Origin of the sequence: Streptomyces sp. NRRL S-1813, from assembly GCF_000719605.1 — a bacterium.
Lineage (GTDB): Bacteria > Actinomycetota > Actinomycetes > Streptomycetales > Streptomycetaceae > Streptomyces > Streptomyces decoyicus.
In genome coordinates this window covers 1-4,023 of record NZ_JOHB01000072.1, presented here as the reverse complement: position 1 = coordinate 4,023, position 4,023 = coordinate 1, and the positions used below count along the sequence as shown (strand labels likewise).

Here is a 4,023-nt window from a genome sequence, read left to right as displayed (position 1 = left end):
TACCAGATCCGTTTCCGTCTCTGGCCCCTGTCGGAGCGGGTCGGCCGTCCGGCTTTCGCTTTCCGGCCTTTCCGACTCTATCAGACCCGATTTCGTTCCATTGTCGGTCCGAATTCGTTTCCGATTCCCCGTCGGAGGGGATGCCTTTTGGCTTTTCCGACTTTATCAGAAGGATTTCGGTCGAATTAATCGGCCGGGGCTTCCGGTAAGTGGTCGGTTGCGCTTCGCCGAATTGATATTCCGGCCGAAGCGGAGAAGAGACTACCCGTCGCGGATGAACTTGTCCAGTTCGCCGCAACCGTTCGAATCTACCTCCCCCTGGCGCTCGTGTCAACGGGCTCCTGGGGCGAAGAGGAGATTAGCAGGTCAGCCGGGCCCGTTGCACATCACGCGGCGGTGGGGACGGTGGCTTCGCGGTCGGTGAGGTCGACGTCGCCGATGGCTCCGGCGCGTACAGCGCGGCCGCCCAGGACGTAGACGTACAGGAGGAAGGCCAGTTCGGCGGCTATGCCGATGCCGATGCGGGCCCAGGTGGGCAGGCCGGAAGGGGTGACGAAGCCTTCGAGGACGCCGGATACGAAGAGCACCGCGGCGAGACCGATGGCGACTCCCAGGGCGGAGCGGCCTTCTTCGGCCAGGGCAGTCCGGCGGGTGCGGTGGCCCGGGTCGATGAGGGTCCAGCCCAGGCGGAGGCCGATGCCGGCCGCGACGAAGACGGCGGTCAGTTCGAGGAGGCCGTGGGGAAGGATCAGTCCGAGGAAGGTGTCGAGGCGGCCGGCTGAGGACATCAGGCCGATGCCGACACCCAGGTTGAGCATGTTCTGGAAGAGGACCCACAGGACGGGGAGGCCTGCGAAGGCGCCGAGGACCAGGCACAGGGCTACGGCCTGGGCATTGTTCGTCCATACCTGGGCCGCGAAGGATGCGGCGGGGTGGCTGGAGTAGTACGTCTCGTACGCGCCGCCGGGGCGGGTCATGTTGCGGAGGTCCTCCTGGGCGCCGATCGCCGCCTGGACCTCGGGGTGTGCGGCTATCCACCAGCCGATGAGGGCGGCGACCGCGGTCGAGAGGATCGCGGTGGGGATCCACCAGTGGCGCAGGCGGTAGACCGCTGCCGGGAAGGCCGTGGTGAAGAAGTGGGCGGCGTCGCGCCAGGAGGCCTTGCGGGCGCCGGTGACCGTGCTGCGGGCGCGGGCCACGAGGGAAGTGAGGCGGCTGGTCAGCGCGGGGTCCGGGGCGCTGGAGAGGAGGAGGGAGAGGTGTGTGGTGGTGCGTTGGTAGAGGGCGACGAGTTCGTCGGCCTCGGCGCCCGTGAGGCGGCGTTTGCGGTGCAACAGGGTGTCGAGGCGGTCCCATTCGGCGCCATGGGCCGTGACGAAGACATCGAGGTCCATTGGGTGTCGCTCCTCGCAGCGCCGTGGATGGGGGCCGGATCAGCTTGGCAGACTGGCCATGTCCGTCGTGGGGTGGGCGGGACTTCGGGGATCGAGAGGGAGTGGGGCGCGGCGTGAGTGAGCTCGTAACGGGTGAAGCGGTGGTGCTGGGGCTGCGGCCGGCCAGGCTGCCGAGCCGGGGACTGGCAGTGGCCTTGGATGTGGCGGTGGCCTGGGCGGTCTACCTCGGCGCATCGCTGCTGCTGTTGAGTGCGACGTCGTCGATGGACAGTGCGGCGGTGGCGGCCGTGTCGGTGGCGACGTTCGTGCTGGTGCAGGTCGGGATACCGATTGTCATCGAGACGCTGAGCCACGGCCGGTCGCTGGGGAAGCTGGTCTGCGGGCTGCGGGTCGTACGGGAGGACGGCGGGCCGATCCGGTTCCGGCATGCGTTGGTGCGCGGGGCGATGGGGGCCATCGAGATCGTGATGACGATGGGGGTGGTGGCGGCCATCGCCTCGTTGGTGTCGGCGCGGGGGCGTCGGATGGGGGATGTGTTCGCGGGGACGTTGGTCATACGGGAGCGGATGCCGGTGGCGGAGGCGGCGATGGCGCTGCCGCCTCCGCCTGCGTGGCTGGTGGCCGAGCTCGGGGCGCTGGATCTGTCCCGGGTGCCCGATGGGTGGTGGCTGACGGTGCGGCAGTACCTGGCACGGATGGGGCAGCTCGATCCACAGGTCGGGGGGACGATGGCGGGGCGGCTGGCAGAGGATCTGCTGGGGTTCACCGGGGCGCCCGCACCTGCGGGGGTGCATCCGGTGGCGTATCTGGCGGCGGTGGTCGGGGAACGGCAGGCACGGGAGTCGCAGCGGGCGTTCGGGGCGGCCGCGGCCGGGGCGTCGGGCTTTGCGGGTGGTGGGGAGCCTTGGGGTGGTGAACCGGTGGCGTCGGTTCAGCCTGTGGGGGTGGCGGGGGATGTCCCGGCGTCGGGCACCGCGGGGGATGGGGTCGCGTCAGCGCCGGTGGGGGCTTGGGCGTCGCCCGGGGCCGGGAGCGAGGCTGTGGCCGGGGGCGGGCCGGCTCGTCATGACGGTGGCGGGGGTTTCGGGGCGCCGGGGCGGGAGCGTGCGGGCGATGAGGGGGCCGGCGGAGGAGGGCGGCCGCCGCGTACGGGGTTTGCACCTCCGGTGTGAGGTGGGGGGCGAAGGCGGCGCCGCGGATTCAGCCTCGGATTCAGGGGACCGTGTCGGGGGTCGCTGCGGCTGTCCGGCGGGTGGAGAGGGGACTGCTCGCGGCGCCGGGCCTCAACCCGCTGATGGCCGTCGGCCGCCCCCGTTCGGCAGTAGATCCGGGCGGCCGTCCACAGCGCGGTGACCGGCCGCGCGCACCGCGACGAAATGGCGCCGCTGCTCGATCCACCGGCCGAGGTCACGCTGCACCTCCCGCATTCGGTCGGCGGGGCGTGCATGCGGTGGGCGGTCCTGGGGCCGGTCCGTGGCGTGCTCCGCGTCGGCTCATGGCGCCCTGCGAGGGGGCGAGCGGCGGGCCGGGTCAGACCGGGTCAGGGGGCCGAGCCGGGCCGGGTCCTATCACCGGGCCGGGCAGGGCGGGTCAGGGGGCCGGGTCAGGGCAGGTCAGGGCAGATCAGGGGAACGTCGACGGTGGGGACTCGAGGGATTCGAGTTCGATGCCGGGGGCGGAGAGGACCACGTCGCCGGCGATGTGGATGGTGTGCTGTTCGCCGGTTTCCAGGTCGTTGACCTGGTATTCGTCGGCGATGAGGGGGGCGTTGTCAGTGGCGTGTGGTGTGCTTTTCAGCAGGGCCCAGGACTGGTCGAGCGTGCGGGGGGCGAGGACGGGGGGTGTGAAGGCCACGAGGCGGGTGCGGACGGCGCCGGCGCCGAGGGCGGGGCGCAGGAGGCGGGCGGTGGCGATGAGAAAGGCGGGGGACGCGCCGGTGAAGGCGTGGGCGGGGACGTTGCCTTCGGTGGCGTGTTCACCGGTCGGGTCGGTGCGTACCCAGGTGACGCCCTCCAGGGCGGCGCCGCGGACCTGCCAGGCGGAGGCGTGGAGTTCGAGGCGGATGGGGCGGCCGAGCTCGTCGAGGGTGAGGTCGACGGAGCCGATGTGGTCGCCGGAGGGGTTGACGATCTGGGAGACATAGCGCCAGCCGGAGGGGCCGGTGGCGCAGTGGAAGTGCTCTTCACCCAGGGGGGTGTGATCGTGCGGGTCGTGGAGGGAGTAGTGGCCGCGGGGCATGGGGGGGGTCAAGTCCTTCTGGCGGCGACGGGCCGGTGAGTCGGGGGTGGCGGGTCGGTGCGGGGTGCTTATGGGCCAGGCCCCCGCCGTGTGTGGCGAGGGCCTGGGATCACCGGCTGCTGTGGAGAACACCAACGGCCGGCGGTGCCGACCGGTTGGTGATCGCCTGTTGGATCAGTAGCGGTAGTGGTCAGGCTTGTACGGGCCCTCGACCTGGACGCCGATGTAGGCGGCCTGCTCGGGGCGCAGTTCGGTGAGCTTGACGCCGAGCGAGCCGAGGTGGAGGCGGGCCACCTTCTCGTCGAGGTGCTTGGGCAGCACGTAGACGTCGGTGGGGTACTCGGCGGGCTTGGTGAACAGCTCGATCTGGGCCAGCGTCTGGTCCGCGAAC

General features: G+C 71.1%; 4 protein-coding genes. 1 reads left to right on the top strand and 3 read right to left on the bottom strand.

What is annotated here, in order from left to right; translation table 11 throughout:
* Positions 1 to 386: 386 nt before the first annotated feature.
* Complete coding sequence (locus IF67_RS0138270; RefSeq protein ID WP_030993628.1) at positions 387 to 1,394, bottom strand: stage II sporulation protein M; 1,008 nt, start codon at positions 1,392 to 1,394, stop codon at positions 387 to 389.
* Positions 1,395 to 1,507: 113 nt separating this feature from the next.
* On the opposite strand from IF67_RS0138270, the gene IF67_RS0138265 reads away from it, so the two are divergent.
* Positions 1,508 to 2,566, top strand: a complete 1,059-nt coding sequence (locus tag IF67_RS0138265; protein WP_030993626.1) for an RDD family protein — start codon at positions 1,508 to 1,510, stop codon at positions 2,564 to 2,566.
* Between the two features lie 451 nt (positions 2,567 to 3,017).
* Here IF67_RS0138265 and IF67_RS0138260 read toward each other — a convergent pair whose 3' ends face one another.
* A complete protein-coding gene (locus IF67_RS0138260) occupies positions 3,018 to 3,632 on the bottom strand; it encodes a hypothetical protein (RefSeq protein ID WP_030993625.1) in 615 nt (204 codons plus the stop codon).
* A 174-nt stretch (positions 3,633 to 3,806) separates the two neighbouring features.
* The coding region (locus tag IF67_RS40035) for an adenosylhomocysteinase (RefSeq protein WP_037840413.1) at positions 3,807 to 4,023 on the bottom strand (217 nt) is incomplete at its 5' end.

Bases quoted from the DNA above. Each gene is read 5' to 3' on its own strand.
- IF67_RS0138260 (WP_030993625.1), bottom strand. From the start codon at position 3,632: ATGCCCCGCGGCCACTACTCCCTCCACGACCCGCACGATCACACCCCC.
- IF67_RS0138270 (WP_030993628.1), bottom strand. From the start codon at position 1,394: ATGGACCTCGATGTCTTCGTCACGGCCCATGGCGCCGAATGGGACCGC.